Raw genomic sequence first — 2,322 nt, 5'->3', positions numbered from 1 at the left:
CGCGGCTGTTGATGGGGTAGCAGGCGACGCCCTCGCCATCAGGGCCGTTGACGTCGGCGCACCAGGGATAACCGCTCGCCAGCGCCGCATCGCGCAAGCCGCGATCGATCGGGCCCCATGTCTCGGGCGGCGCTCGATAGACCGGCAGCGGTCCGCCACGTCCATGTCCCCCGGCATCGCCGAATTCCATGTCGTCCTCGATCACCGAGAACAGCGGCATCACCTCTTTCGCCGACCAGCCGGTGCAGCCATTGGCCGCCCATTCGTCGAACGCATCAGCAACGCCGCGGATGGCGATCTGGCCGTTCATCATCGACGAGCCGCCCAGGCCCTTGCCGCGCCAGTAGAAGCGCGGCTCCTGCCCGGCCACGCGGCGCGTCAGGAGATCAGGCCACTGCCATTTCTCCTGATACTCGCGCTTGTGGATGATCGGGATGGGATTCGGCGTCATCACCTCCCAGGGCGCATCAATGGCGCGCCAGTCGAGGCCCGCTTCGAGCAGCAGGACGCGACGTGCGGGATCCTCGGAGAGCCGTGCCGCAACAGCGGCGCCGGCGGAGCCGCCGCCGACAACAATGACATCGTACATCGTGTTACTTCTCAACGTTCCAGAACACCGGGATGGCGGACGGTATCAGATTGCGCAGCGCCGCGCGAGAAAGCGCCGGCTGGGCGAACTGGCCCCACGGAATCCCGGGCGCCTGATCGTACATCACCGTCTGAATCTCGGCCGCGATCTTCTTGCGATCCTCCTCGGCAGGCGCCTTGGCGAAGGCTTCCATGAGTGGTGTGATGCGTGCATCGCATTGCCAGCCTGTGAAGTCGGCGCAATTGAAGGCGACCATGACGTTGGTCAGCGGCGAGCCGAGATCGAAGCCGCCGGCGTGAACGCCATAGACGCTCCAGCCCTCCTTCTTGGCGCGGCGCGCCAGCACGCTAGCCCAATCCATCACCTGGAGATCGACGTTGAAGCCGGCTTGCTTCAGCCGCTCGGCCAGCACCTGCGCCGAGACGCGCGGGGCTTCGAGGTCGTTGGCCTCCATGACGACAACGGGCTCGCCGGCATATTTCGTCGCCTTCAGCGCGGCCTGCGCCGCTTCGATCGACGGCTTGGCGGCGGCTTCCGTGCCGGCCTTGCTGTCATAGGTGGTGCCGCAGGTGAAGAAGGTCGCGCAGGGCGTGGCGTATTTGGCATCGAGACCGAGCGCATCCAGCACTTCGCGCTGGTCGACCAGCTTCCACAGCACGCGCCGGATCGCGGGATCGTCGAACGGTTTCGAAGCGGCGTTGAGGCGATAGGCCCCTGCGAACATGTTGCCGCCGGTGAAATTGACGAGTTTGACGCGGGAGTTCTTCTCGAGCGTCGGCAGCAGATCGAACGGCGCGTATTGCATGAAGTCGACCTCGCCGGCCTGGAGCGCGGAAGCCGCGGTCGCACCGTCCGGGATGACGCGGATCTCGAGCGTGTCGACATTGACGCGCTTGCCACCGGCGAGGAAGTCGGCGGGCTCCGGCCGCGGCACATAGTCGGCGAACTTCTTCAGGATCATGCGGTCGCCGGTGCGGTGATCAGCCTTGCTGTAGACGAACGGGCCGGAGCCGACGATCTCGGTGATGCGCTGGTCGCCAGGCGTCCTGGCGATGCGCTCGGGCATCATGAAGGCGACCGGGCTGACGGGGTTGCCGAGCGCGTCGATGACGAGGCCGGAGGGCTCCTTCAGCGTCAGCACGAACGTCTTGGCGTCCGTCGGCTCGAGCGAGGCCGTGATGGCGAAGATGCGGCGGCCGAGCGCGCTGCGGGTGCCCCAGCGGCGCAGCGAGGCGACGCAATCGRCCGCCGTGACCGGCTGGCCGTCATGCCACTTCAAGCCGTCGCGCAGCGTGAAGCTGTAGGTCAAGCCGTCGGGCGAGACCTTCCAGTCCTGCACCATCTGCGGCTTGATCTCGCCCTTGGAATCCTTCGCGAACAGCGTGTCGAACACCATGTAGCCGAACGTGCGCGAAATATAGGCCGTGGAAAAATGCGGATCGAGCGTGACGATCTCCGCCTCGAGCACCGCGACGAGATTACCCGCCGCATGCGCCGGCGCTGCCACCAGCGCCAGGGCGAACAGCGCCGGAATGAAAGACTTTGGTTTGAACATTGGTGCCTTTTGCCTGTTGACGAGACGTTTGCAGTCGCCAGGAAAAAGCAATGTTCGTGCCCGATAGATAGAGGCACTTATGCGCTCACGACTATCAGCCAAGCGTTTGCGCGCCACGCCGTCGGTGTCGTCGCCCGGCTTGACCGGGCGATCCAGTATTCCAGAGACGGCTGTGATG

The 2,322-nt window shown here is 65.4% G+C and carries 2 protein-coding genes; both read right to left on the bottom strand.

Annotation, left to right across the window (positions count from 1 at the left end; all coding sequences use genetic code 11):
- On the bottom strand, positions 1–589 hold a 589-nt coding region (locus tag AC1D00_RS37040), incomplete at its 3' end, for a GMC family oxidoreductase N-terminal domain-containing protein (protein ID WP_477014076.1).
- 4 nt (positions 590–593) lie between these two features.
- Entirely contained in the window at positions 594–2,144 is a 1,551-nt protein-coding gene (locus AC1D00_RS37035) for an ABC transporter substrate-binding protein (RefSeq protein ID WP_477014075.1), read from the bottom strand.
- Between the last annotated feature and the right edge of the window lie 178 nt (positions 2,145–2,322).

The sequence above is a fragment of the Bradyrhizobium sp. P2_E8 genome (genome assembly GCF_056403875.1).
The sequence above is the reverse complement of the archived record's forward strand: the minus strand, read 5'-3'. Positions and strand labels throughout refer to the sequence as shown.